Here is a 24259-nt window from a genome sequence, read left to right as displayed (position 1 = left end):
CTCGCGTTACAGCGGCACCTTCCATTTCTGGGGGTCGAGCCCGTTGCAGTCGTAGATCTGGAGTTTCGTGCCGTCGGCGGTGGCGCCGCCGGGGCTGTCCAGGCAGCGGCCGGATTGTGGGTTCAGCAGCGAACCGTTGGCCTGCGGTTGCCAGATCTGTCCACCGGCGGTTCCGCAGTCCCAGAGCTGGACTTTGGTGAGGTTCGCCGTACCGTTGCCGACGATGTCCAGGCACTTGCCGAAGGCGCGGATGGTGCCGTCGGCCATCATGGTCCACTGCTGGCCGGGTACGGCGCCGCAGGTCCACAGTTGCGCGGCGTTTCCGTTGACTGCGGTGTTGTGGTCGACGTCCAGGCACTTGCCGGCTGCGGCCGGTCCGGTGATCGCGCCGGTGAGGCCGCCGACGGCTCCGGTGCCGAAGCGGACTTGGCATTGGTTCCCGGTGCCGAGCCACGTGGCTGCCAGGTAGAGGAACGACGTACCGTTGGCCGACGGAACGATCGGCGAACTGTAGCCGGGACAGCCGGGTGCACCCGGGCCGTAGCTGCCGGTGGGATTGACGTTGACGGGAGCCTCGAGTTCGGTCCAGCTGCCGCTGCCGAGGGAAGTGTTTGCCAGGAGCACCGATCCCGACTCGGCCATCACTGCTTTGTTGCCGGTCGGTCCGGTGACGACACGTTGGCCGGAGAGGAGCAGCGTGCCGTTCGGGCCGCCGCCCGGGATCCAGGCGACGTACGGCGTGTGCAGGAGATGCCGGCCGTCGTTGGTCTGAGCGAGGGTGCCTGGACTGTTTGTCGGTGACCAGTTGAGGCCGTCGGGGCTGGTCTTCAAGTAGACCTCGCAGGCGTGGTCCGCGTTGGTGGCGTCGCGGCACAGCTCGTAGGTCATCATGAACTGGCCGTTGGGCAGCGGGGTGATGATCGACATACCTGGGCGCGCCAGGTTGTCCGCGGGGAAGGCGACGTCCGGGGTGATGCTCCCGCTCCAGCTCGCGCCGCCGTTGGTCGAGGTGTAGTGGCCGATGATCTGGTTGTTGGTCGGCGAACCGGCTGGGCGTTCGTCGGAGATGAAGCAGGCGAGGGTGTTGTTCGGCGCGAGCAGGAACCACGGTTCCCAGATGCCTTGACCGATCGTGTTCGGTTGGCCGCTGGTCTGGGTGCAGTTCGACAGGTATTGCCAGCTGGCGCCGTGGTCGGTGCTCTTGAACACCTCGATCTTCTGGGCGGTGAAGTTGCCCTCGTCCCAGGCGGTACCGGCCGCGAGCAGGTCGCCGGCGTTGAGCCCGTTGGCGGTGCGCGGTACTTCGTAGATCACGGGCGCACCGAGATCCCACCCGGCCGTGTTCGAGGTGATCGTACTGATCGGGTTGCCACCGAACGTGGCGCCGCCGTCGGTACTGCGGAAGACCGGGAAGTTGCTCGGTCCGGATTCGTTGCGCCGAGCGAAGGTCGCGAGGACCGTCCGGCCGGCGTTGCCGTCGTGGTCGAGCCGGATCGCCCGCGGGTAGCTGGCGTCGGCGTTCGGGAAGGTGGACAGGTTCGGGCTGTACAGCACGTTGCCCGGTGGTGCGGCGCTTGCCGGCAGGGTGACGAGCGCTGCCGCAATGATGCCAAGGGCAACCAGTAGCCTACGGATGGGCATGGATCCTCCTCTGACGAAGGGCGGTGGGTCGAGGGAAGGTCACTCGGTGGTGACGTCGATGAAGGCGCGAGCCACGACGGTGCCGGCGGCGTCCGTGAGCCATAGCCGGACGCGTCCGGGCTCGGACACCGTGACGTCGATCGGATCGGTGACGGTGAAGGGCTTGGCGTCGACCGGTGCCGTACCAGTTGCCCAGTGCAATGTGCCCAGCAGAGGCTCATGCCCGTGGTGAGAGACGCGGATCGGGACAGTCGCGGCCTCTCCTGAGAGCACGAGGTCACGGCCCGGCGCCTCAGGTGTCAGGTCGACGATCAGTACGGTTTCTGCGTGGACGTCGGACGGGACGACGCCGCCGAGATCCTTGGTACGGCGGTCGTAGGTGTGGACACCGACCGTCTCGTGCTCGATGTCGTACAACTCGGTATAGATGTAGCCCGCGTTGCGCGGGTGCCGGCGGAGCTCCTGGGTCTGCCAACGGAGGTGCCACCCACGTTCCACGCTCGTCGCGCCGCCGCCGTACTCACCGTTCAGCTGGATCTTGTCGGTCGCATCGAAGCCGGGGGCCGCGATCGCCTTGTCCACCAGGAGATCAGGCCCGAGCTTGACCGGAAAGGCGCCGTCGGCGGTATTGACCAGCCGGTCCACGGTCGCTGCCCACGAGGCGACGTTCTCGTCGTAGTAGTGCCAGTCGACCAGATCGGTCTCGACATGCGCCCAGCCCGAGTTGTCGACAATCGGACGTGTCGGATCCGCGTCCCGGATGATCCGGTACGCACGACGTACGGCGTCCTGCTTCGCCGGGTCACCGGGCACGTCCCAGTCGAGCCCCCACTCCTCGTTGTACCCGCCCCAGATCACGATGCTCGGATGGTTGCCGTCCCGTGCGACCATCCCGGCCGTCACGTCCTCGAAGGCCGCGACTGCCTCAGGCGTGAAGCGCCCGGTCGACGGCGGCTCGGCCCACACCAGCATCCCGAGCCGGTCGGCCCAGTACAGCCACCGCGGATCCTCGAGCTTGATGTGCTTGCGAACCAGGTTGAACCCGGCCGCCCGCGCCAGCCTGAGGTCCTGCTGAAGGGCCTCGTCGCTCGGCGCCGCGTGCCCGCCCGTCGGCCAGAATCCCTGATCGAGCACGCCTCGCACGTACGTCGGTACGCCGTTCACCATGAGGTTGCCGCCGTTCCACTCCACCTTCCGCAACCCGGTGTATCCACGCACCGTGTCCGCGCCGGCGGTCACGACTACGTCGTACAGATGCGGATCGTCAGGACTCCACAGGCGGGGCTGGGCGATCGGCAGCGTCGCCGTCCCGGGCCATTCGTCGTACTCGCGGACCACGACCCCAGGGATCTCGATCCGGACCGGCGACGGGCCGGAGAACGTGACCTCGATGCCGTCGAGCGCTTCGGTCGGGCGGAGATCGAGCTGGGAGATGTACGACGGCGGCCGCGGCTCGAGCCACACGGTCTGCCAGATCCCGCTGGACGGGGTGAACGCGCAGCCGTCGTAGTCGTCGGCGGGCATACTGCGCTGTTTCCCGTGCGGGATGAACCGCTTGTCGGTCGGCGCGGCGACCTGGACGACGAGTTCGCCGGCGCCGTTGTCCAAGAGCTCGGTGATGTCGGCCTCGAACGGCAGGTAACCGCCTTCGTGCTCGACGGCGAGCTCGCCGTTCACCCAGGCGGTCGCGCGATGATGGACGGCGCCGAAGTGCAGGATGGTCCGCTCCGCGGCCCAGTCGGCCGGGCGCTCGATCTGTCGCCGGTACCAGGCCGTCGGCAGCCAGTGTGCGACGACACCGGAGGCGGCGTGCTCCCACGGAAACGGGACGACAACGGTTTCCGTGAACTCGCCGGGACTCCGCGCGAACTCCCATTCGCCGTTGAGGTTGAGCCAGCGGCCGGATCGGTCGAAGTGCGGGCGTGGATATTCGGGACGTGTGTTCACAGTTTGCTCCAGGTCTCAGCCCTTGAGGCTGCCGGCCATGACGCCTTTGATCAGGTGACGTTGCAGGAAGACGAAGACGACGAGGACAGGGATCGCGGCCACGGTGCTTGCCGCGAGCAACTGACCCCAAACGCTGGTCCAGTCCGCGCCGAGCTGGCCCGAGCGGATGTTCTGTGCGAGTGCCGAGAGCATCACCTGGAGGGTCTGGTGCTGCTCGTCGTTCACCGCGACCACGGGCCAGACGAAGTCGTTGTAGATGTTGATGAAGGTCAGTACGCCGAGTGCCGCCAGCCCCGGCCTGATCACCGGGAGCACGATGCTCGCGAAGATCCGCAGCTCGCCCGCGCCGTCGACCCGGGCCGCGTCGAGCAGCTCGTCGGGGATCGCCAGGATCACCTGCCGCATCCAGAACACGCCGAACGCGTCGATCGCGCCGGGCAGGATCAGGGCCTGGAACGTGCTCACCCAGCCGAGCTGGCTCATCTCCAGCAGCAACGGGATCAGCAGGACCAGCGTCGGCAGCATCAACGTGGTCAGCACGGTCGCGAACAGCAGCCGCTTGCCCGGGAAGGCGTACTTCGCGAACGCGAACCCGGCCATCGGGCAGAAGACCATCGTCAGCGCGCCCTTGACCAAGACCACGATCGCGGTGTTCCGGAAACCGGTGCCGATCGGGATCGTGTCCAGCATCGACCGGAAGTTCGTCAGCGTCAGCTGCCCCGGGTCGAAGCTGAACGGCCGCGCGATGATGTCACCGCCGGCCTTGAGCGACGAGGCCATCATCCACAGCAGCGGCGCGAGACTGATGACACCGGCGACCGTCAGCAGGCCGTAGCGTCCAAGAGACTTCATGAATCCTCCCTGGACCGCAGTAGCCGGATCGACGCGAGCGACAACGCCAGCACCATCACCACGAGCAGCATCGAGTTCGCCGCCCCGAGGCCGAGGTCGGAGTTGGTGATGTGCTTGTAGAGGTAGAGCCCGGCGGTCCTGGTCGCGTTGAACGGTCCGCCGCCGGTCACGACGTACGGCTCGGCGAACAACTGGAAGACAGTCAGCGTGCCGATGACGACGACGAAGCTGAGCGTCCGGGTCACCAACGGGACGGTGATCGACCAGAACTGCTGCCAGGCGCCGGCCCCGTCGATCCGGGCTGCCTCGTAGACGTCTGAGGGGATTGTCGACAATCCGGCCAGCAACAGGATGACGGCGTAACCGGTCGTTCTCCACAGGACGAGGAGCGCGACCGTCACCTTCGCCCCCGCGGAGGTTGTCAACCAGCCGATTGTCGGCAATCCGATCGACGACAAGCCGTGGTTGACGGCGCCGAAGTCCTGGTCGAAGAGAATGATCCACACCTGCGCCATCGCCACCAGCGGCGTCACGAACGGCGCGATCAGCGCGGCACTGAACAGTCCGCGGAACCGGGCCTTGCGCAACGCGACCGCGATGGTCAGCGCCAGCAGCACCTGCGCCGGTACGACGAGCAGCCAGAGCGCGCCGGACGTCGCCATCGACTGCCAGAAGTCCGGGCTGGTCAGCAGGTACCTGTAGTTCGCGAGCCCTGTGACCTTCAACGCGCCCGCGCCGTGCCAGTCGGTGAAACTCAACTGCAGGGCGAAGAAGATCGGGTACGCGCTGAACGCGGCGAAGACCAGGACGAAGGGCGCGACGAACAGGTACGGCGCGGCCTTGACCCGGCGCCGTCGTACTCGGTGCGCCCGCCGCCGGGTCGTCGTCGCCTCGGTAAGGGTCGCCATTCAGCTGGGCCCCATCAGGTTCTTCTGGATCTGGGTCGCCGACGTCTTGAGGACCTCATCGGGTGTCATCTGCCCGGCCAGCAGCTTCTGCACGTTGACGCCGAAGTAGTCGACGGCCTTCCCCCACCAGGTGGGAATCGTGTACCCGCTCGGTACCTGCTTGCCTGCCTCGACCGCGACCTTCCACAGGTCCTGGCCGCCGAGCGCCTCGATCGGCTTGAACAGCGGGGCGTTCGGGTCGAGCGCCGGGAGGTACGACGGGATCGACGTGTTGAGCCCGCCCGGGTACACGTCGTTCGGTCCGTAGACCGTCGTGTAGCCCTCTTTGCTGAACACGAGGTGCTCGTACAGCCGCCAGGCCAGCTCGGGGTTCTTGGCCTTGGCCGGGATGACGAACGACGAACCGCCCATCACGCCCGCCCGCGCGCCGCCGGCCTGCCAGGCGGGCAGTGCGGCCGCCCGCCATTTGCCCTTGCTTGCCTTCAGCAACTGTTGCGGCGCGAACACGAACCACTGTGCCCAGGGCACGAACACCTGGGTGCCGTTGTCCTGCGTCTGCAGATCGGTCGGCTGGGTGTACTTCGCCAGCGTCCCCAGCCCTTCGGACCGGACCTTGTCGAGCCAGGTCAGCACGTTGCGGTACGGGTCGGAGTCGATCGTGAGCTTGCCGTCGGCGCCGACCATCCCGCCGCCTTGCTGGTTGGCGAACATGTCGATCCACAGCTGAGCGAGGAACTGGTCGTTCTCGAGGTGGATCGGCTTGGCGTTCGGAGACTTCTCCCGGACAGTCCGCGCGGCGTCGAGCAGAGCGTCGTACGTCGTCAGGCTCGCCGGGTCGACGCCCGCCTGCGTGACGATGTCCTCGCGGTAGAACAGGAGCCCGGGATCGAGGTCCCAGGGCACCGCGACGACCTTGCCGTCGACGGTCACCACACCGAGTTTGTACGGCGCGATGTCCGGCTTGTACTGCTCGATCAGCTGGCTGAGATCGTGCAGGTGCGGCGCGACACCGGTGAGCAGCGCATCGTCGTAGAACGCACCGTCGGGCACGCCCGCGCCGCTGATCAGTGTCGCCGGCAGCTTGGCGTTGATATCGACGGCAACGTGGTTGACCTTCACCTGCGGGTACTTCGCGGTGAACGACGCGATCGCCTTGTCGAACACCTTGTACAGGTCGCCGGTGCGGTCCCAGATGGTGATCTCACCGGACGGCTTGGTTGCGCTTGCACTCGGCAGCGGACTGCTGCCGGTGGTGGTGCCGGGAGCGCAGGCGCCGACGCCGCCGGCCACCAGCGCGGCGCCGGCCCCGCGGAACAGGGTGCGGCGGGAAAGTGGGCTTGCCAGGGGAGTGGTCATGGCGTGAGTCCTTCATGACTTTTGCTGAGCTTGCAACGTTGCAAGTGGTGCTGGAGACGCTAAGGTTGCAACGTTGCAAGTGTCAAGACTTCAGCCGCTCACGAAACCGCTCACGAAACGAGGTGCCCAGTGGCCGCCACACTGCGCGAAGTCGCCGAGCGGGCCGGTGTCTCGGTCCGGACGGTGTCGAACGTCGTCAACGACTTCCCGCAGGTCGCCGCGGAGACCCGTGCCCGAGTGCAACGTGCGCTCGACGAGCTGGGATACCAGCCGAACGCGGTCGCCCGGACGCTGCGCAACGGCCGCTCCGGACTCATCGCGCTGGTGCTGCCTGAGCTCGACGTACCGTATTTCGCCGAGCTGACCCGGGCCGTGATCGAGCAGGCGGCGGTGGCGGGCTACACGGTCGTGGTCGACCAGACCGACGGCGACCCGGTCCGCGAGCGCGAACTGGTCATGCGCGGCAACCGGGCCGCGATGTTCGACGGGCTGATCTTCAACCCGCTGGCACTCGGCCGTGCCGATCTGCGCAACCGGGCGTCGTCGACGCCGGTGGTGCTGCTCGGTGAGCGTGTCATCCAGGGCGGGCTCGACCACATCATGATCGACAACGTCGGCGCCGCCGAGCTCGCGACGCGGCATCTCATCGAACTCGGCCGGCAGCGGATCGCCGCGATCGGCGACCAGTTCGACGAGACCCGCCAGACCGGTCAGCTCCGGACGCAGGGTTACCGGGCTGCTCTCCGCTCGGCCGGCCGACAGGTGATCCCCGAGCTCGTTCGGCCGACGGAGTATTTCCACCGGGCCGACGGCGCCGCCGCGATGGCCGACCTGCTCGCGCTCCCCGAGCCACCCGACGCGGTGTTCTGCTACAACGACCTGCTGGCCCTCGGTGCACTCCGCACCATCCTCAGCCGTGGCCTCCGCGTCCCCGACGACATTGCCCTGGTCGGCTTCGACGACATCGAGGACGGCCGGTACAGCACCCCGAGCCTCACCACGATCAGCCCCGACAAGACCCAGATCGCCAAGAACGCCGTACGACTCCTGCTGAACCGCCTGGACGGCGACCGCTCCGCGCCTGCCGAACTACCCGCCGACTACACCCTCCAGATCCGCGAAAGCACCACAGGCCAGGACGCGGGCGCAGTGGAATGATGCCGTTATGACGAGCTCGGAGGTTGAGTCCCACCTCGCCAAGGTGCGCTCGGCGACGCGTCGCCGGGACGCCGAGACGATGATCGAGCTGATGCGCCGGGTCACCGGCGAGGAGCCGCGGATGTGGGCCACCGTTGTGGGTTTCGGTGAGTACCACTACCGGTACGAGAGTGGCCGGGAAGGCGATGCACCGGCGGCCGGTTTCGCGCCGCGGTCGACGGCGACCACGGTCTATCTCAACGACGGTGTCGGGGCGCACGCCGACCTGCTCGAGAAGCTGGGTCCGCACACGACCGGCGTCGGCTGCGTGTACATCAAGAAGCTCGACGAGATCGACCTCGACGTGCTCGAGACGGTCGTACGGCGCTCGTACCAGAATCTGACCGCCGGTACCTACCCGCACCGCGCCCGCGAGTCGTCGGACTAGGCCCCGTGGACCAGTCTGTCGCCGAGGTCTGAGCGGCGGTAGAGGACGGAGCGCCCGTGGCGTGCGGAGATGAGGAGGCCGGCCGCTCGTAGTGCTCGCAGGTGCTGGTTGACGGCGGTCGGCGTGACGTCCAGGCGTACGGCGAGTTCGGTCGACGATGTCGGTGTTTCGAGGAGTCCCATCAGCCGGGCGCGGACGCGGCCGATCAGGCCCACCAGGGCAAGAGCCGGCGTACTTGTCTCGGTCTGCCAGAGCGTTCCGAGGCCGCGCGCCGGGTACATGATGTGCGGTGCTTCGTCGGGGGAGATCGGCGACGACGCCCGCCTGCTGAACAGCGACGGGGCGAGCGTCAGCCCGCGGCCGGCCGTCGTGGCGCGGTACGAAAGGTTGCTGCGCAGGCGCACGCACACGACGTTGTCCTCGAGATGAATGTGCTGGGCGAGGTCGGCGAACATCGCCGCGAGGCCGGATTGTGCTGTGACCCGGCCCCGGTAGACGACATCGGCCTCGAGCACGGTCCGCATGCGTTGCCAGTACGGCTCGAAGCAGGCATCCCAGTAGTCCCTCAGCGCCTCCACGACACGGGTGAGCACCCTGTCCGGCCGGCCTCGAAGCGCCGGCGGCAGTGCGTCGGCGTGGACCTCGGCCAGGTCCGCGCGTACGACGCTGGTCGGTGTGGTGCTCACGGCTGAGAGCTCGTCGTCGATCCTGCCGAGCGGGGTGTACGGCCGCGGGGTGAGGAAGTCCGGCGTCCACAGCTCTTCGTTCGTCAAGGCGCGGAGCAGATCCAGTGGGAGCCCGGCACGGGCCGCCTCGGTGGCGCGCAGCCAGGGCAGCTGCAGCGGGAACCGGCCCGGATCGCGCAGCGTCCGTAGCGACAGCACGAGCTCGTTCAGCGGGGAGATCGCGAAACGCACCTCACCGAGATCGTTGTCGACGAGCTCGTACTCGATCATGAAGCAATACGCTACATCAGTGGTGGCGCCGGACACCCGGATGCGACAACTGACGCGTGCCCGAACTCCTTCGTGATCCTGTCGAGCGTGCGCTCGCCTCCGCTGTGTCCGCGCTGGCGCTGTCCCGTGGGATGTTCTTCGCGGTCAGCGCGCTGTATTTCACTCGCGGGGTAGGCCTGTCCCCGGCCACGGTCGGAATCGGTCTCGCCCTCGCCGGTGCAGTCGGTGTCCTGGCGTCGTACGCCGGTGGGCGGCTGAGTGACCGCTGCGGCGCCGATCGGCTTCAGCAGTGGGCCCTCGCCGCGCACGGCGTCGCACTGCTGGGATACGCCTTTGCCCACGACGTCGTCACCTTCGTCGTGGTCGCGGCCTGTGTGTCCGCCTCCCGCGGTGTGCAGAGCACCGCCCAGATGACGCTGCTCGCCCGATGGTTCGTCGGCCCGGAGCGGGTTGCCGTCCGCGCCCGGTTGCGCGTGGTGATGAACGTCGGCATCGGGATCGGCACCCTGCTTGCGGGTCTGGCTCTGGTGGTGGACACGGCAACGGCGTACCGCCTGACGGTGGTGCTTGTCGGCGTCATCACCATCCTCGGCACGATCCCACTGGCCGGTCTGCGCCGGAGAGTCTCCGGGCTGGCGGAGCGAATGGATGCCTCCGCAAGCGTCGAGGCGCCGCGGGGACCGTCGCCGCTGAAAGATCGCACGTACGTCGCATCGACCGTTCTCAACGCTCTACTGGCGATCCACTTCGGGCTGACGTCGGTAGGCATCCCGCTGTGGGTGGCGGATCACACCGAGGCGCCGACCGTCGTCGTATCGGCGCTCCTCGTGGTCAACACGGCGTACGTCGCGCTCTTCCAGGTCCGCGCGTCCCGCGGCACCCAGGACCTGCGCACGGCCGGACGATCAGCACGCCGAGCCGGCCTGCTGCTTCTCGCGGCCTGCTTGCTCTTCGCACTCGCAGGTCACCTCGGCGCCGCTGCAGCGACCGGCGTCCTGTTGCTCGGCGCGATCGCCTCTTCCGCAGGCGAGACGCGCGGCGAAGCGGGGAGTTGGGGTATGGCGTTCGAACTCGCCGACCCCGCTCGGGCCGGCGCCTACCAAGGCCTCAGCCAGACCGGCCTCGCGCTGGCACTGATGCTCGGCCCGGCGGTCGTCACCACAACCGCCATCGACCACGGCACTCTGGGCTGGATCGCACTCGGAACCCTCTTCGCAGTCACCGGCACCGCAACCGCGATCGTCGCAAACCGCGCCGCAGCAAGCAGAAGCCGGTCGTGCTCTCTGGTCAGAGGCGTTTCAGCATGATGTTGCGCCAGCGGCAGGCGGCGAGGAACTCCTCGATGGGTGCGGCGTACTCGAGCATGTCCGCCTTCTCGCGGGAGAAGGGCTCCGCCGACGTCGCCGGGTCGTCCTCGCGGAGGCCGACGGGGTTGCCGGTGGCGTCGAGCCGGGCCCGGCCGGCGGCGGAGCATGACGCCGGTGTCGGCGGGCCAGTCGGGGTTCAGCTCGAGGGTGGGACCTGCATGGCCTGGTCGCCACCCACCTCGACCAGGCCATCACCCGCTGGGAAGCCCTTAGTTGAAGGTGCGGTCGGGGCAGTTGAGCATGCGGACGGTGAGTGGTCCGTCGGTTGTCACGTGCAGGTCGGCGTCGCAGGTGACCTTGGCCTGCTGGGGGTCGATCGTCACCGTGCTGATGTTCGTTGCGGTGATGTCGAGCCGGTTCGCGGTCGGTGCACTGACGGGAGCCGGCTTGGTGCGGTGTTCGGAGGTGTAGGCGTTGACGGGCACTGTCGAGCCGGTCGCGACGCCCGCGCCGGTGACGACCGGGGCGGCTGGTGCGTCGGCGAGGCCGAAGCCGTGCGACTGTACGTCGATGGTGCCGAGGTCAGCGGAGCGGCTCTGGATGGCGGACAACCAGTAGGCGTGGTCGCCGACCAGTCCGGATTCCGGGTCGTCCATGGCGGGGTTGCGTACGTAGGTGACGTGGAACGGATCCTGCGTGCCGCGCATGTCGCCGAGCCAGTCGGTCAGCACCTTCCAGGTCGCGTTCGCGCACATCACCACGTGATCGGAGGATGCGCCGAGCCAGCTGTCAAAGGTGAAGTCGTACTGCGCGCCGGCGATATAGGCGTTCGCACGCTCCCGGGGGATGTTGTACGGGATGTAGTTGTCCGGAAGGCCGGCCCATTCCAGCACCGGTTGGTTGCGGCGTGACGGCAGCAACGGTGTCAGGACCGAGCCAGCTTCGTGCTGCGTCGCGGTGTCGACGGGAAGAGTGTCGGCGATGCCGTTGATCCCGGGGAACGACGGTGCCATGTTCAGGCCGTCGCAGATGAAGGCTTTGCTGAACACGTCGGGGAACTGCAGTGCGAGTTTGTTCGCGCCGTACGCGCCGCTCGAGAAGCCGCTCATCACGGTGCGCGTGGGGTCGAGCCCGAACGCGCGCCGCGCATCGGCGAGCGCCTCGAACACGGATGCTCCGGAGCGTCCGTAGTACCAGTTGTCGTTGCCGCGGCCGTCGACCGAGATCACGACGGTCGGGGCGGACGGGCGGTTCGCGACCTGATGGAACAGGTCCCGGTCACCGGCCGGCAGCAGCGCTCCGGTTCCGGGGTCGCCGACCTGGTCGTTCGCGCTCTGGGCGTAGCCGGGGGTCCAGACCATGCTCGCGTAGCCGTTGGCCGGGCGCGGCAGGGCGGGGACGTAGGCGACGTACCGCTGCAGCCGGCCGGGGAGGTCGGAGACGCAGTCGTCGCGGCAGATCCAGCCGAACTGGACACTCGGCATACCTGCACCGTCGACGGTCGCGCCGTTCTGCTGGGTGAAGGACCCGAGCGGGGGCTTGCCCGCGTCTCCCGGCAACCGGCGGCCCTGCGCGACCTCGCTGTTCGTGGCGTAGAGCCGCTCGATGTAGCCCGAGGTCGGGACGGCGCTGTTGTCGGTCGTGTGCTGCGCCAGCTTGGCGAAGTCCACGTTCGCGAAGAACTTGCCGATGTTGCCGCTGGCAAGCGTCGTCTTCTGGTTGTCGTTGCGCCACGGCGAGTCGAACGGCTCCTGCCGGAACGCGACGTCGAAGTACGCCGACGGTCGCAGGCCGGCCGTGAGCGCGCCACCTGGGTGGGTCGCGTCGGCGACCGCCTGCGGGAGCAGGAACTTGTCTCCGGCGCGGTCCCACAGACCGGCTGCCGCGGCGACCCGGACGGTGCGCGTGCCGGGGTCGTAGGCGGTGTGCGGGACGCGGACCTCGACCTGCCGGCGCGCGACGTCGACCGAGACCGTCGGTGCCACGGGTGACGTCTTGCCGGTGGCCGCGTCGACGATGTCACCTGTCCGGCCATGGACGGTGACGAACTTCTCGGCCGGCATCAGGGTGTTCGCGCCGTGCGGCGCCTGCTTCGGGAGCAGCGAGTTGCCGAGCGCGATCGTCGTACCCACCAGGTCCGGGTCGGTCATCGTGTTGAAGGTGATCCGGAACGCGGTCGCGTCGGCGAGCGGCTTGACGCGAACCTCGACCAGGTCGGCGGCGTTGCCTCGGTACGCCGGGTTGGTCGGATACGTGTACGCGAACGTGAGGGAATGTTCTGGCCAGTTGGTGGTGACGAGCTGGGCGCCCTGGTCGTCGTACACGCAGCCCTGGTTGAGGAACTCGCCGTCGCGGTACGCGTTGCTGTGGCACACCATGGTCGGCTGGGCCTGCCAGATGCCGGTGTTCTCCAGTTGTGCGGCGGTGGGCGGGAGAGCGTTCAGTACGCCGGGACCCGGGGCGGGTGGTGTTGCGGCGGCGGTCTGCTGGCCCGCGGCGGGATACGCCCACCAGGCGAGTAGCCCGCCCGCGGCCAGCACGGCAAGGGTCGATTTGATCGGTCTCATCGGCGGTGCCTCCAGAGCACGCGAGGGGGAGGGCGGACCGGGGCCGGCGATCCTGTTCGGGGCTGGTACTTGAAATACGTGGGGATTGAAGTACATATGTACGCCGCTCGTCAAGAATCTGACACATGACAACGTTGCCGCGTCGCCGTACCTGACGAGTCAGGCGACGCGGTCGGTGCCAGCGGCCTCGACGAAGAACCCGTCGGCGGGCGCCTTCAGGGCCTCGTGAGCCTGGAGGAAGAGGTCATGCGCCTCGCGGCCGTGCCAGCCGGTGGGGAGCAGCTCTTCGGGGAGATCGGGATCGCGGAACGGGAACATCCGGTAGTCGTGAACCAGTTTCATCCGCTCGACGAGCGCCTCGCGTGGCGACAGGGAGCCGGCGCGGTACGAGCGCATGCGCGGCCGGTAGGTCCGCAGCAGGGTCGCGTAGTCGGCGTCGAGGGAGTCGAGTTCCCAGCATCGCGCCGCCATTTCGCGGTCGCGGGACAGTCCGGACGAGGTGCACTGCAGCAGATCGAGCTGGATCGACGGCTGATCGGCGAAGTGCTCCTGGATCTCGGTGAGCCGGTCGTGCGGACTCACCCAGGTCGACGACGTCAGCGGCCCGAACCCGAGCCAGGCGAGCTCCTTGCGCAACTCCTCGCGGAGGGCTCGCTCGCTCTCCGGGACGGAGTAGATCACCATCGACCACTGCCGGTTCCATGGCTCACGGGACCGTTCGAAGATCCGGGTCCGCCCCTCGTCGAGCAGTCGCCAGCTCTTGTCGTTGAGTGCATACACCGTCTCGCGGCCGTCCCGCCGGGTGTCGAACCAGCCCTCGCGCCGCAGGCGCGCCATCACCACCCGCACGGTGCTCTCGCCCACGTCGAAGCACTCCAGCAGCGCGGTCAGTGTGCGCAGCCGGACCTCGCCGCCGTGATAGCGGATGTAGTCGCCGAACAGGTCGAAGACGATCGACCGAGGCTTCATCGCGTCTCCTCGGAGCCGTTCCCAGTGGTTCGCTGCGCTCATCCTCTCATGATGCCATCAGAAGCGTGTCAAAGTCTTGACGGTCGTCCCTGAATCGTCCTACTTTCGTCACATCCACCGTCAGTCCGGCACCGAAACGAGGCCGCCATGACCAGTTCCCCTGCCGCAACCACCACCCGGTCCAGGACCGGGCTCTGGGTGGTCGCCATCTGCTTCGTCACGATCGTCTTCGACGGTTACGACCTGATCGTGTACGGCGCCGTCGTCCCGTCCCTGCTGAAGAACCCGGACTGGCACCTCACGCCTGGTCAGGCCGGTGCGATCGGCAGCTACGCGCTGACCGGGATGGTGATCGGGACGCTGTGCGTGGGCGCCCTGACCGACATCCTCGGCCGGCGCCGGATCATGTTCGCCAGCATCACCTGGTTCTCACTCGCGATGGGTGCGACCGCGCTGGCGCCGAACGCCGAGGTGTTCGGAATCCTCCGCTTCGTCACCGGCCTCGGGCTCGGCGGCGTGGTCCCGACCGCGATCGCCCTCACCGTCGAGTACGCCCCACCCCACCGCCGGAACTTCAACAACGCGCTGATGTTCTCCGGGTTCTCGCTGGGCGGCGTGCTGGCCGCGGTACTGGCGATCAACCTCGTACCGGTGCATGGTTTCCGCATCATGTTCGCGATCGGCATGGCTCCTTTGGTCCTGGTGCTGCCGCTGGCCTGGCGGTTCCTGCCCGAGTCGGTCAGCTTCCTGCAGGCCCGCGGCCGGTACGACGAAGCGGCTGCGCTCGCGGCCAAGTACGGCGTACAGCCCGAGCCCGCTGAGACGAAGCGGACCCCGCTCGCGGTGCTGTTCGGGCGCAAGCATCTGGTTGCGACGATCCTCTTCGGACTTGCCAGCTTCTTCGGCCTGCTCCTGGTGTACGGGCTGAACACCTGGCTCCCGCAGATCATGCGCCAGTCCGGCTACCCGCTAGGCTCCTCGCTGCGGTTCCTCCTGGTGATGAACGTCGGCGCGGTCGTCGGCGCCCTGGTCGCCTCGGCCCTGGCCGACTGGCTCGGCTCCAAGGTGGTCACGACGGTGGCCTTCTCCCTCGCCGCCGTGTCCATCTACGCACTCAGCACCGACCCGGCCGCGTTCGCGCTCTACCTACTGATCGCGATCGCCGGTGTCGGCACGGTCGGCACGCAGATCCTGGTCAACGGGTACGTCGCGACGCACTACCCGGCCGGGAGTCGCGCGACCGCGCTCGGCTGGTCCCTCGGCGTCGGGCGGCTCGGCGCGATCGTCGGTCCGCTCTTCGGCGGATGGGTACTGGACTCGGGCCTGAGTCTGGACTGGAACTTCTACGGGTTCGCGGTCCCTGCAGTGCTCGGTGCGCTGGTGATTGCCGCCGTACCCCGAGGCGACCGCGAGCGTCGGCCCGAACCCGCCCTTGGTACGACGCCCCAGACGGCTTGAGAGGGAATGACGATGCGGATCGCGATTGTCGGTGGCGGGCCCGGTGGGCTGTTCCTCGCCACTCTGGTGAAGGCGAGTGACCCGGCCGCCGAGGTGACCGTGTTCGAACGCAACCGTGCGGACGACACGTTCGGTTTCGGGGTGGTCTTCTCCGACGCCACCTTGGCCGGAATCCACGCGGCCGACCCCGTGGTCCGCGACGCGTTGACGGAGTACGGCGTGCACTGGGACGCGATCGAGGTCCGCCTCAAGGGGGAGCGGTTCCGCTGTGGCGGGATGGGGATGGCGGCGATCGCCCGCAAGACGTTGCTCGCCGTACTGCAGGAACGCGCTGAGGCGGTTGGGGTGACCCTGCGCTTCCGGACCGAGGTCGAGCTCGAGGACCTGACCGGCTTCGACCTGGTGGTCGCGGCCGATGGCGCCAACTCGCGGATCCGGGAGCGGCTGGCCGCCGTTCTCGAGCCGACGGTCGAGACGGCCGCGGCCAAGTTCATCTGGTTCGGTACGACGTACCACTTCGACGGGCTCACCTTCGTCCATGAGCGTGGCGACGACGGAGTGTTCGCCGTTCACGGTTATCCGATCAGTCCCGAGGTCAGCACGTTCATCGTGGAGACCGATCGGGAGTCGTGGCTGCGGGCCGGGCTGGACGAGTTCGACGTGTCGCAGCCGCCCGGGCCGAGCGATCTGAAGACCAAGCAGTACCTGGAGAAGCTCTTCGCCGAGCAGATCGAGGGGCATCCGCTGCTGGTGAACAACTCCCGCTGGGCGAGCTTCCGGACCCGGCGGACCGGGCGCTGGTCGCACGGCAACGTCGTACTGGTCGGCGATGCGGTGCACACCGCGCACTTCTCGGTCGGGTCCGGGACCAAGATGGCGATGGAGGACGCGGTCGCACTGGCCGCGGCTCTCTCGGCGTACGACGATGTCCCGGCGGCGCTCGCGGCGTACGAGGAGTCGGCGCGGCCCTCGGTCGAGAAGATCCAAGGTTCGGCACGGCCGTCGTTGTCGTGGTGGGAGCACTTCGGGCGATATCACGACACGTTGGAGCCGTGGCAGTTCGCCTTCCACTTCCTGACCCGCAGCATCAGCGGCGGCAAGCTCGCCCGCCGCGACCCAGCCTTCGTCGCCGCGACACGCTCCTGTTGGCACGCCGCGTACGGGCCGGCTCCGCTGGAGACACCGTTCCGGTCGGCCGGTCTGACCTTGCCCGGTCGTTGGGTGGCGGTTTCCGACGTTGGCGACCGCGCGCTGTGGGTGGAGGCGCCGGCCTCGGAGCAGGACTTGCCCAGTGCGCTGGCCGCGCTGCACTCCGCCGTGCTGGCTGGGCCTGCGGTGGTGGCGGTTCACGGCGGCTCGCGATTGACGCGGACTTTGCTGGCGGAGGAGGCCCGGCTGGTGGCCGGGACTCCCGCGATGGTGATTGATGACGAGCTGACCCCGGACGACGCGGAGACCCTCCTCCTGTCCGGCCGCGCCGACCTGGTGGGCCGGACCAGCGGCAGTCCGGACAGGCACCCGCTCGCCGGGGTCAGCCGTAGTGTGGGCGTGAGCGAGCGTAGCGAGCGAACCAAGGGTAGAGCCGCGTCGTTCACGCCGGAGGCGAGCGCCAGCGAGGTGAAGGTGTGAAGGGCCTGGACGGGTTGTTTGCCCCTCGCGGGGTCGCAGTGATCGGCGCCTCGCGCAACCCGGCCAAGCTCGGCGCGGTAATGGCGCGCTCCCTCTCCATCTACGACGCACCACTCGCGCTGGTCAATCCGCGCGACTCCGAGCTGCACGGTTCTGTCGCCGAGGCAGTGGATTCCCTCGGCGCACCGATCGACCTCGCTGTGGTGTGCGTTCCGGCCGCCGCGGCTGCTGATGCGGTGGCTGAGGCAGCGAAGGCGGGTGCCTCGGCGGCTCTCGTGTGTGCGGGAGGTTTCGCGGAGGCCGGCCATCCGGAGTACCAGCGCGCGTTGGTGGACGTGGTCGATCGCCATGGCATTCGGCTGCTCGGGCCGAACACTTCTGGCTTCCTGGTGCCTGGTCGCGGACTGACGGCCAGCTTCGTGCCGAGCGTCGGGTCGGTGCCTGCCGGTGGAGTCGCCGTCGTCGCGGCCAGTGGCGGCGTAAACCATGCGCTGTCCTTCCTCCTCGCGGAGGCCGGGTACGGCGTGAGCCTCGCGGTCGGACTGGGGAACGCCGCCGACATCGACGCAGCCGACGTACTGGACCATCTACTGGCGGATCCGGCGACCAAGGCCGTTGCTCTGCACATCGAATCGGTCGCCGACGGGTCGCGGCTCGCCGGCGCCGTCGCGCGGCTCTCGGCGCAGAAGCCGGTGGTGGCGTTGGTTGTCGGGCGCAACGATGTTGGCGCATTCGCGAAGTCGCACACGGGCGCACTGGCGACCTCGTGGCGGACCACTCGGGGCGTACTGCGGCAGTCCGGCGCCGTCCTTGTCGACGACGAACGTCAGCTGGTCGATGCTGTCGGCGCCTTGTCGACAACTCGATTGGCACCGGCTGCGTCGCCCGGCGTGGGTGCGGTGACAGCGCAGGCCGGTCCAGGGCTGTTGTTGCTGGACGGGCTGCGGGGCGCCGGGATCCGGGTTCCGGTGCTTGCGGATGAGACGCAGCAGCGGCTTGGTGAGCTGCTACCTCCCATGACATTCCAGGCCAATCCGGTGGACACCGGTCGGCCGGGCCCTGGGTTCGGTGAGGTGGTTCAGACGGTTGGCGACGACCCCGACATCGACCTGGTCGCGGTCTACGCGTTGACCGAGCCGGACAGCGTCGACCTCGTGTCCGAGCTCTCCCCGCAAACCGCTTCGACGCCTACTGTGGTCGCCGTGGGCGGTTCCATGGCGGACGTCACCGCAGTTCGGTCGGGCCTGCACGAGCGCGGCTACCCGGTAGCCACGAGCCCGGCCGCCCTCACCCATGCGATCCGAGCGCTGGTCGAGGACGCCTGCCTCAGCAACCGGCGATCCGCGGACCAGCCCCTCCCATCGGTCGCCGTACCCCAAGGTCCCTGGGACGAACACCAAGCCAAGACCGTCCTGGACGCCCTTGGCGTGCGCACCCCACGCCGCGCTGCCTGCAACACTCCTGAGGAAGCCCACGCCGCCCTGGACACGCTGGGTGGTCTGGTCGCACTCAAGATCCTCGACGCCACGATCCTCCACAAGACCGAGATCGGCGGAGTACACCTGGGAATCCGCACCCATGCAGAACTGCAGGAAGCACTGGATGCCTTGGGTGTGGAGCGGGTGCTGGTGGAGCGGATGGCTGCACCGGGAGTCGATCTGATTGTCGGCGCGCGGCGGGATCCGGTGTTCGGGCCGGTGGTGTTGGTCGGGCTGGGTGGTACGACGGCGGAGGCCCTTGCGGATGTCGCCGTACGAGCGGCGCCGCTGTCCGCGGCCGAGGCAGCCTCGATGGCGGATGAACTGCTCGGGCGTGCCCTGCTGGACGGCTGGCGCGGTGGACCTGTGCTGGACCGGAGCGAGCTGGCTCGCGTTGTGCGGGCGTTGGGGCAGGTCTTGCTGGACGCACCCCAGGTGGACGAGATCGAGATCAATCCCCTCCGGCTGACGCGTGACGGTCTGATCGCGCTGGACGCCGTGATCACGGGCAAGGAGCAGTGATGGTCAGTCCGATCGCTGATGGCGTGGTTCCGTGGCCGGCCGAGGAGGTGGAACGCTACGTCGCGGCCGGCTACTGGGAGGGGCGAAGTCTGCCGTCTCACATCTGGGAGCAGGCCGCGCGTACTCCGGACAAGGTCGCACTCGTCGATGGCGATCTCCGGCTCACGTACGCCGAGCTCACCACCCGCGCGGACTCCGCCGCGACGGCGTTGACCGACCTCGGACTCCGGGCCGACGACCGGATCGTCGTACAGCTGCCCAACGGGTGGGAGTTCGTCGTACTCACGCTCGCCTGTTTCCGCGCAGGCATCGTCCCTGTGATGGCGCTGCCGGGGCACCGGTACCACGAGCTGTCCTACCTGGCGGCTCATGCCGAGGCCGCGGCGATCGCCGTACCCGATGTCCTGCGCGGCTTCGACCACCAGGCGCTCGCACATCGGCTGAAGGATGAAGTCGACTCGCTCGATCACGTCCTGGTCGTCGGCGGGGATCTGACCGAGGGCGGCGTGGATCTGCGCGCCCTGTGCTCAGGCGCCGACGCATGGCGAGGCCCCGAGCCGGACAGCCGCAGCGTGGCGGTCTTCCTCCTGTCCGGCGGTACGACGGGACTTCCGAAGCTGATCGCCCGCACCCACGACGACTACACCTACAACGCCAAGCGCAGCGGGACGGTGTCCGGGATGGACGCCTCCACGGTCTACCTGGTCGCGCTGCCGGCCGGACACAACTTTCCGCTCGCCTGCCCGGGTCTTCTGGGGGCACTGCTCGTCGGCGGGACGGTGGTGATGCTGCCTAGTCCGGAGCCGATCCGCACGTTCGCGACGATCGCCGCGGAAGGTGTTACGCACACCGCAGTGGTGCCGGCGGTGGCGCAGCGCTGGCTGGACGAGTACTCCGACTCGTACGACCTGTCGTCGCTGCGGGTCCTGCAGGTGGGCGGTGCGCGGCTGGCCGACAAGGTAGCGCGCAAGATCAAACCGGTGCTGGGGTGCACGCTGCAGCAGGTGTTCGGGATGGCCGAGGGCCTGCTCAACTACACCCGCCTGGACGACCCGGAAGACGTCATCTGTACGACGCAAGGCCGCCCGATGTGCCCTGACGACGAGCTCCTGGTGGTCGATCCGTTCGATCGTCCGGTCCCGCTCGGCGAACCGGGTTCGCTGCTGACCCGCGGACCGTACACGCCCCGAGGCTACTACAAGGCCGAGCAGCAGAACGCCCGCGCCTTCACGCCGGACGGCTGGTACCGCAGCGGCGACGTCTGCCGCATCGTTGCTGGCGGCAACCTGGTGGTCGAGGGCCGGGACAAGGACATGATCAACCGCGGCGGCGAGAAGATCTCCGCCGAGGAGGTCGAGAACCTCACCTACACGCTCCCCGGTGTCCAGCAGGTCGCCGCGGTCGCGATGCCCGATCCGAGCCTCGGTGAACGCGTCTGCGTGTACGTCGTCCCGCGCGGCAGCACCGACATCACCCTCGACGACGTCCGGCACGCGATGGCCGAGCTGGGCGTGGCGCCGTACAAGTTCCCCGAACGCCTGGTTCTGATCCCCGAGCTCCCCACCACGAAGGTCGGCAAGATCGACAAAGTCGCCCTCCGCGCCGACATCGCAACCCGCCTGGAGACCGGCGTCTAGGAGAGGGCGGTCGAGATGGCGTTCGCCGCGGTGGTGAGGGCGGGCGTGATGCGGCGGACGCGGGCGGTCGAGTAGCGGACGCTGGGCATCGAGACCGAGACGGCCGCGACGGTGGTCCCGGTGGTGTCGGTGATGCCGTGGCCCATTGCGATCAGGCCGCGTTCGGTGCGTTCGAGGTTGATGGCGATGCCGCTGCGCCGTACCGCTTTCAGTTCGGCGTGGAGTTTGCTCAGGTCGATGCGTTCGCCGGGCGGCGCGGCGTCGTACAGCGTGCTGATCTGCTCATTGGTGAGTGCGGCGAGCATGACGAGGCCGCCGGTGGATTGGTGGGCGGGCAGGACCATGCCTTCGCGGCTGCCGACGCGGAGGGTTTGGCGGGATTCGACCGAGGCGATGAAGCGGATGGTGCGGCCGGTGCGGATGCTGAGGTTCACGGTTTCGTCGACGGTGTCGACCAGTGCCTGCATGGGGCCGAGGGCGGCGGCACGGATCGCGCCGGTCCTCGAGTGTGCGGTGGCGGCGAGTTCGAGGACCGGGCCGGCGTGGTAGCTGCGGTCGTCGTCCTGTACGGCGAAGTCGCGGTAGACGAGCGTGGTCAGGAGCCGGTGCGCGGTGGACTTGGCGACGCCGAGGCGCTCGGCCGCGGTCGAGACGGTGAGGGGTCCCTCGACCTGGAGGATGACGGCCAGTCGCAGGGCGTGGTCGACACTTGTCACGCCGTACGCCGGCGGGTTCTTCATCGTCTCGCTCCGTTCTGCTGTGCAGAATCTTCTGTTCCAGAATCGCAGGGACCAGCACCGTAGTCCATATGACCGAGTCACCTGTGAAACTGACCGCGGAGAACGGCCCCGACCAGCCGCCGGCCACCCCCGAACTCGAGGATCTGTACCGCGGCTTCGAGAAGGAGCTGCTGGTCCCGTTGTGGACCCGGATCGGTGACCTGATGCCGCAGCAGCCGGTGTCGAAGGCGCAGCCGCATCGGTGGGAGTGGAAGCAGCTGGTCGAGTTGGCGGCGCGTTCTGGTGAGCTGGTCCCGGTCGGCCGGGGCGGTGAGCGGCGGGCGATCGCGCTGGCGAACCCGAGCCTCGGCGGGCGCCCGTACGCGACACCGACGTTGTGGGCTGCGATCCAGTACCTGATGCCCGGTGAGAATGCGCCGGAGCATCGGCACACACAGAACGCGTTCCGGTTCGTGGTCGAAGGTGACGGGGTCTGGACGGTGGTCGAAGGTGACCCGGTGCCGATGCGTCGCGGCGACTTCCTGCCGCAGGCGGGGATGAACTGGCACGCGCACCACAACTCGGCCGAGCAGCCGATGGCGTGGATCGACGGCCTGGACATCCCGTTCCAGTACGACGTCGAGTCGCAGTTCTTCGACTTCGGCCGCGAGCAGCTGTCGGAGGAAGAGCACGCGACGCCGGATCGCTCCCGGTCGGAGCGGCTGTGGGGTCATCCCGGGCTGGTCCCGGTATCGCAGTTCAAGGCGGCCGCGGGCAGTCCGTTGCTGTGCTACCGCTGGGCGGATACCGACGCGGCGCTCGCGGATCAGCTGGAGCTGGAGCAGGCGGGCTACCCGGGCACTGTCGAGCGGGGTCACGCGGTCGTGCGGTACACGAACCCGACCACGGCGGGGGATGTGTTGCCGACGATCCGGGTGCAGTTCCACCGGATCGCGGCGGGTGTCGAGACCGCGCCGCGGCGCGAGACGGGTTCGTCGGTGTACCAGGTGTTCGACGGTTCGGGACGGGTGACGGTCGGTGACTTCTCCTGGTCGGTGCAGCGCGGCGATCTGTTCGTCGTACCGTCCTGGATGTCGTTGTCGGTCGTGTCGGAGGCGTCCGGGTCGGACTCGGACTCGGGTGCGCTGGATCTGTTCCAGTTCAGCGACGCGCCGATCTTCAGCAAGCTCAATCTGTTCCGCGAGGAGGTCGGCCGGTGAAGCTGGCAACGGTCCGCATCGACGGGCGTACGACGGCGGTGCGGGCCGAGGGCGACGTACTGGTCGATCTCGGGGTGCCGGACGTCGGCGCCGTACTGGCCGGAGCTGAGGTTGCCGACGGCAAGGAGTATGCGCTGGCGGGCGCCGACTTCGCGCCGCTGATCCCGCAGCCGAGCAAGGTCGTGTGCGTCGGGCTGAACTACCGCAACCACATCCAGGAGATGGGCCGGGACCTGCCCGAGTACCCGACACTGTTCAGCAAGTTCTCCGACACACTGATCGGTGCGTACGACGACATCGTGCGGCCGGCCGAGACGTCGGAGTTCGACTGGGAGGCCGAGCTCGCGGTGGTGATCGGACAGCCGGTACGGCGAGCCGACGAGGCGACCGCGATCGCGGCGATTGCCGGGTTCACCGTGCTGAACGATGTCACGTGCCGGGACTGGCAGTTCCGGACCAGGGAATGGCTGCAGGGCAAGAACTGGGACTCCACGACGCCCGTCGGCCCGTGGCTGGTCACGCCGGACGAGGTCGGCGGACCGCGACCCGCTCTCGACATCCAGTGCTCGGTGAATGACCAAGTGATGCAGAAGGACAACACCGGCGACCTGCTCTTCGACCCGGTCGACCTGGTCCGCTACGTGTCCACGATGATCCGCCTGAACCCTGGCGACCTGATCGCCACCGGCACCCCCGGCGGCGTCGGGCACGCCCGCAAACCGCCGGTCTTCCTCCGCGGCGGCGAAACCGTCGTCACCCAGATCGAAGGTATCGGCCGCCTCGAGAACCACGTGACGACCGGCTGATGCGCGCTCGTGAATGGGTCACCGAGGGTACGGCGCTCTCCCGCCGTGCCCTCGTCGACCTGGACGGCCCGTCCTTGCTCCCGGGATGGACTCGTCGACATGTCGCCGCCCACCTGTCCCTCAACGCCGAGGCACTCGGCAACCTGGTCCACTGGGCGCGAACAGGCGACGAGCGGCCGATGTACTCGTCGCCCGGTCAGCGCAACGCCGACATCGAGGCAGGTGCCCTCCGTCCGCCGGACGACCTGCGCGCCTGGTTCGACGAGTCCGCGAGCAAACTGTCCGCTGCGATGGACGAGCTGACCGCCGAGCAATGGCAAACCCCGGTCCGCACCGCCCAGGGCCGCCAGGTCCCCGCCACCGAAATCGTCTGGCTGCGCAGCCGCGAGGTGATGATCCACGCCGTCGACCTGGGCGCCGGCATCACCTTCGCCGACCTACCCACCGACTTCCTCGAGGCCCTGTCCCGAGACATCCGCACCAAACGCGATGATGCCCCAGAAGTGCGTGGCCCCCTCCCGGACACAACCGCCTACCTGGCCGGCCGCCCGTACACAGGAGTCCACACCCTCGACGGTGCCCCCGCCCAACCACTCCCGCCCTGGCTGTAGCGTCCTGCGCCGCGCCTGGCTCCGCTGAGCCATCTTTGAGAAGCCACCGATCATTCTCGCGGCCCGATCGTGGTCGGTGGGTTCCCAAAGA

General features: G+C 68.4%; 19 protein-coding genes. 10 read left to right on the top strand and 9 right to left on the bottom strand.

Translation table 11 applies throughout. The annotated features are described in order from the left end of the window. Nucleotides 1–6: 6 nt before the first annotated feature. Genes ACLJOO_RS34295 through ACLJOO_RS34275 form a run of 5 tightly spaced genes read right to left on the bottom strand, consistent with a single transcriptional unit; the run spans nt 7 to nt 6704 of the window. On the bottom strand, nt 7–1641 hold the full coding sequence (locus tag ACLJOO_RS34295; protein WP_410791817.1) for a ricin-type beta-trefoil lectin domain protein: 1635 nt from the start codon (nt 1639–1641) through the stop codon (nt 7–9). A 39-nt stretch (nt 1642–1680) separates the two neighbouring features. Next, a complete protein-coding gene (locus ACLJOO_RS34290; protein WP_410791816.1) occupies nt 1681–3588 on the bottom strand; it encodes a glycoside hydrolase family 2 protein in 1908 nt (635 codons plus the stop codon). Nucleotides 3589–3603: 15 nt separating this feature from the next. Continuing rightward, complete coding sequence (locus tag ACLJOO_RS34285; protein ID WP_410791815.1) at nt 3604–4440, bottom strand: carbohydrate ABC transporter permease; 837 nt, start codon at nt 4438–4440, stop codon at nt 3604–3606. Then, nucleotides 4437–5348, bottom strand: coding sequence for a carbohydrate ABC transporter permease (locus ACLJOO_RS34280; RefSeq protein ID WP_410791814.1), 912 nt, complete (start codon nt 5346–5348; stop codon nt 4437–4439). Before ACLJOO_RS34280 ends, ACLJOO_RS34285 begins: the two co-directional genes overlap by 4 nt. Then, nucleotides 5349–6704, bottom strand: coding sequence for an ABC transporter substrate-binding protein (locus ACLJOO_RS34275; RefSeq protein WP_410791813.1), 1356 nt, complete (start codon nt 6702–6704; stop codon nt 5349–5351). A gap of 129 nt (nt 6705–6833) precedes the next feature. Between ACLJOO_RS34275 and ACLJOO_RS34270 the strand changes: the two genes are divergently transcribed. Further along, on the top strand, nt 6834–7862 hold the full coding sequence (locus ACLJOO_RS34270; protein ID WP_410791812.1) for a LacI family DNA-binding transcriptional regulator: 1029 nt from the start codon (nt 6834–6836) through the stop codon (nt 7860–7862). A 7-nt stretch (nt 7863–7869) separates the two neighbouring features. Beyond that, nucleotides 7870–8289 (top strand): DUF1801 domain-containing protein, encoded by a 420-nt coding sequence (locus ACLJOO_RS34265; protein WP_410791811.1) that lies wholly within the window; start codon nt 7870–7872, stop codon nt 8287–8289. Here the strand turns inward: ACLJOO_RS34265 and ACLJOO_RS34260 are convergent. After that, the gene (locus ACLJOO_RS34260; protein WP_410791810.1) at nt 8286–9245 is read right to left on the bottom strand and encodes a DUF5937 family protein; all 960 of its coding nucleotides are present in this window, start codon (nt 9243–9245) and stop codon (nt 8286–8288) included. The genes ACLJOO_RS34265 and ACLJOO_RS34260 overlap by 4 nt on opposite strands. A gap of 56 nt (nt 9246–9301) precedes the next feature. Between ACLJOO_RS34260 and ACLJOO_RS34255 the strand changes: the two genes are divergently transcribed. Then, on the top strand, nt 9302–10552 hold the full coding sequence (locus ACLJOO_RS34255) for an MFS transporter (RefSeq protein ID WP_410791809.1): 1251 nt from the start codon (nt 9302–9304) through the stop codon (nt 10550–10552). A gap of 269 nt (nt 10553–10821) precedes the next feature. Here the strand turns inward: ACLJOO_RS34255 and ACLJOO_RS34250 are convergent, their stop codons facing one another. Both ACLJOO_RS34250 and ACLJOO_RS34245 read right to left on the bottom strand, forming a co-directional pair. Next, entirely contained in the window at nt 10822–13119 is a 2298-nt protein-coding gene (locus tag ACLJOO_RS34250; RefSeq protein ID WP_410791808.1) for a hypothetical protein, read from the bottom strand. Between the two features lie 159 nt (nt 13120–13278). Continuing rightward, the gene (locus ACLJOO_RS34245; RefSeq protein WP_410791807.1) at nt 13279–14088 is read right to left on the bottom strand and encodes a PaaX family transcriptional regulator C-terminal domain-containing protein; all 810 of its coding nucleotides are present in this window, start codon (nt 14086–14088) and stop codon (nt 13279–13281) included. 147 nt (nt 14089–14235) lie between these two features. Between ACLJOO_RS34245 and ACLJOO_RS34240 the strand changes: the two genes are divergently transcribed. From ACLJOO_RS34240 to ACLJOO_RS34225, 4 genes are read left to right on the top strand one after another with little or no spacing between them, the layout of a single operon-like run. Beyond that, nucleotides 14236–15546, top strand: coding sequence for an MFS transporter (locus ACLJOO_RS34240; protein ID WP_410791806.1), 1311 nt, complete (start codon nt 14236–14238; stop codon nt 15544–15546). A 12-nt stretch (nt 15547–15558) separates the two neighbouring features. Next, entirely contained in the window at nt 15559–17175 is a 1617-nt protein-coding gene (locus tag ACLJOO_RS34235; RefSeq protein WP_410791805.1) for an FAD-dependent monooxygenase, read from the top strand. Further along, entirely contained in the window at nt 17172–19175 is a 2004-nt protein-coding gene (locus tag ACLJOO_RS34230) for an acetate--CoA ligase family protein (RefSeq protein ID WP_410791804.1), read from the top strand. Before ACLJOO_RS34235 ends, ACLJOO_RS34230 begins: the two co-directional genes overlap by 4 nt. Next, a complete protein-coding gene (locus tag ACLJOO_RS34225; RefSeq protein WP_410791803.1) occupies nt 19175–20812 on the top strand; it encodes a (2,3-dihydroxybenzoyl)adenylate synthase in 1638 nt (545 codons plus the stop codon). The genes ACLJOO_RS34230 and ACLJOO_RS34225 overlap by 1 nt, the downstream gene beginning before the upstream one ends. Here the strand turns inward: ACLJOO_RS34225 and ACLJOO_RS34220 are convergent. After that, the gene (locus tag ACLJOO_RS34220) at nt 20809–21552 is read right to left on the bottom strand and encodes an IclR family transcriptional regulator (protein WP_410791802.1); all 744 of its coding nucleotides are present in this window, start codon (nt 21550–21552) and stop codon (nt 20809–20811) included. The two genes, ACLJOO_RS34225 and ACLJOO_RS34220, sit on opposite strands and share 4 nt — an antisense overlap. 68 nt (nt 21553–21620) lie before the next feature. On the opposite strand from ACLJOO_RS34220, the gene ACLJOO_RS34215 reads away from it, so the two are divergent. Genes ACLJOO_RS34215 through ACLJOO_RS34205 form a run of 3 tightly spaced genes read left to right on the top strand, consistent with a single transcriptional unit; the run spans nt 21621 to nt 24168 of the window. Next, the gene (locus tag ACLJOO_RS34215; RefSeq protein WP_410791801.1) at nt 21621–22751 is read left to right on the top strand and encodes a cupin domain-containing protein; all 1131 of its coding nucleotides are present in this window, start codon (nt 21621–21623) and stop codon (nt 22749–22751) included. Beyond that, the gene (locus tag ACLJOO_RS34210; RefSeq protein WP_410791800.1) at nt 22748–23557 is read left to right on the top strand and encodes a fumarylacetoacetate hydrolase family protein; all 810 of its coding nucleotides are present in this window, start codon (nt 22748–22750) and stop codon (nt 23555–23557) included. Before ACLJOO_RS34215 ends, ACLJOO_RS34210 begins: the two co-directional genes overlap by 4 nt. Next, nucleotides 23557–24168: a maleylpyruvate isomerase family mycothiol-dependent enzyme gene (locus ACLJOO_RS34205; RefSeq protein WP_410791799.1), complete on the top strand. Its 612-nt coding sequence runs from the start codon at nt 23557–23559 to the stop codon at nt 24166–24168. The genes ACLJOO_RS34210 and ACLJOO_RS34205 overlap by 1 nt, the downstream gene beginning before the upstream one ends. The last annotated feature ends 91 nt before the right edge of the window (nt 24169–24259 follow it).

This window comes from Kribbella sp. C-35, assembly GCF_046549195.1.
GTDB lineage: Bacteria > Actinomycetota > Actinomycetes > Propionibacteriales > Kribbellaceae > Kribbella.
The sequence above is the reverse complement of the archived record's forward strand: the minus strand, read 5'-3'. Positions and strand labels throughout refer to the sequence as shown.

What these genes read in the sequence shown, in the direction of transcription:
- ACLJOO_RS34295 (WP_410791817.1), bottom strand. Translation starts at nt 1,641, where the DNA reads ATGCCCATCCGTAGGCTACTGGTTGCCCTTGGCATCATTGCGGCAGCG.
- ACLJOO_RS34285 (WP_410791815.1), bottom strand. Translation starts at nt 4,440, where the DNA reads ATGAAGTCTCTTGGACGCTACGGCCTGCTGACGGTCGCCGGTGTCATC.
- ACLJOO_RS34280 (WP_410791814.1), bottom strand. Translation starts at nt 5,348, where the DNA reads ATGGCGACCCTTACCGAGGCGACGACGACCCGGCGGCGGGCGCACCGA.
- ACLJOO_RS34275 (WP_410791813.1), bottom strand. Translation starts at nt 6,704, where the DNA reads ATGACCACTCCCCTGGCAAGCCCACTTTCCCGCCGCACCCTGTTCCGC.
- ACLJOO_RS34265 (WP_410791811.1), top strand. Translation starts at nt 7,870, where the DNA reads ATGACGAGCTCGGAGGTTGAGTCCCACCTCGCCAAGGTGCGCTCGGCG.
- ACLJOO_RS34260 (WP_410791810.1), bottom strand. Translation starts at nt 9,245, where the DNA reads ATGATCGAGTACGAGCTCGTCGACAACGATCTCGGTGAGGTGCGTTTC.
- ACLJOO_RS34250 (WP_410791808.1), bottom strand. Translation starts at nt 13,119, where the DNA reads ATGAGACCGATCAAATCGACCCTTGCCGTGCTGGCCGCGGGCGGGCTA.
- ACLJOO_RS34245 (WP_410791807.1), bottom strand. Translation starts at nt 14,088, where the DNA reads ATGAAGCCTCGGTCGATCGTCTTCGACCTGTTCGGCGACTACATCCGC.
- ACLJOO_RS34240 (WP_410791806.1), top strand. Translation starts at nt 14,236, where the DNA reads ATGACCAGTTCCCCTGCCGCAACCACCACCCGGTCCAGGACCGGGCTC.
- ACLJOO_RS34235 (WP_410791805.1), top strand. Translation starts at nt 15,559, where the DNA reads ATGCGGATCGCGATTGTCGGTGGCGGGCCCGGTGGGCTGTTCCTCGCC.
- ACLJOO_RS34225 (WP_410791803.1), top strand. Translation starts at nt 19,175, where the DNA reads ATGGTCAGTCCGATCGCTGATGGCGTGGTTCCGTGGCCGGCCGAGGAG.
- ACLJOO_RS34220 (WP_410791802.1), bottom strand. Translation starts at nt 21,552, where the DNA reads ATGAAGAACCCGCCGGCGTACGGCGTGACAAGTGTCGACCACGCCCTG.
- ACLJOO_RS34215 (WP_410791801.1), top strand. Translation starts at nt 21,621, where the DNA reads ATGACCGAGTCACCTGTGAAACTGACCGCGGAGAACGGCCCCGACCAG.
- ACLJOO_RS34205 (WP_410791799.1), top strand. Translation starts at nt 23,557, where the DNA reads ATGCGCGCTCGTGAATGGGTCACCGAGGGTACGGCGCTCTCCCGCCGT.